Source organism: Achromobacter sp. SIMBA_011 (assembly GCF_046535435.1).
GTDB lineage: Bacteria > Pseudomonadota > Gammaproteobacteria > Burkholderiales > Burkholderiaceae_B > Achromobacter > Achromobacter dolens.
In genome coordinates this window covers 1-253 of sequence record NZ_JAWRWN010000871.1, presented here as the reverse complement: position 1 = coordinate 253, position 253 = coordinate 1, and the positions used below count along the sequence as shown (strand labels likewise).

Genomic DNA, 253 nt, shown 5'->3' with positions numbered 1-253 from the left:
AGGTCGCCCAGTTGCGCGCGGCGCGCGGCCGAACCGTTTAGCGAAATCATGCCGCTGCCGCGTTCGCCCTTGATCGCGTAGGTCGTGAAGCGCTCGCCGTTGTTGATGTTCCAGATGTCGATGCGCTCGTTTTCGACGATGTTCGCGGCTTCGAGCAGATTCTCGTCGATCGCGCACGAACCTTCGTAGTGCAGTTCGCAGTGCGTGACCGCGACGCGGTGGATCTTCGACTTGAGCATGTGGCGTTGCATGG

At 61.3% G+C, this 253-nt stretch carries 1 protein-coding gene; it reads right to left on the bottom strand.

Annotated elements, in window-relative coordinates:
* Nucleotides 1-251 (bottom strand): aspartate 1-decarboxylase (gene panD, locus SB816_RS33495; protein WP_410548440.1); only part of this gene is annotated, 251 nt, incomplete at its 3' end.
* Between the last annotated feature and the right edge of the window lie 2 nt (nt 252-253).